Below are 240 nucleotides of genomic sequence, written 5' to 3'. Positions count from 1 at the left end.
AGCTGCGGCGGCGCTGCAATGTGCAGGGGAATGAATGCGCGATCTTGCAGCAACTGGAGACGAACGGGGCGGTATCGGTGCCGGACACCGAGCATTCGCATGTAGGGCGCAGTCACGGGCATTGAGCCAAAAGCTTCGCGGGTGAACCCGCGAAGAGGCCAGTTCAAACAATGGAGATCTATCAGACCGCCATCGGCGCTGTCATCGGCGCATGGTGCTCATAGCCTTCCAGCCAGAAAT

1 pseudogene is annotated in these 240 nt (G+C 59.6%); it reads left to right on the top strand.

Going from position 1 to position 240, the window contains the following annotated elements:
• Positions 1-125 (top strand): annotated as a pseudogene (locus tag R0J88_RS23085) (Cd(II)/Pb(II)-responsive transcriptional regulator); the annotation flags it as partial.
• Positions 126-240 lie beyond the last annotated feature (115 nt).

Origin of the sequence: Pseudoalteromonas sp. SIMBA_162 (assembly GCF_046535955.1) — a bacterium.
Classification (GTDB): domain Bacteria; phylum Pseudomonadota; class Gammaproteobacteria; order Enterobacterales; family Alteromonadaceae; genus Pseudoalteromonas; species Pseudoalteromonas marina.
Note: the sequence above shows the minus strand (reverse complement) of the source record. Positions and strands in the feature narration are given on the sequence as shown.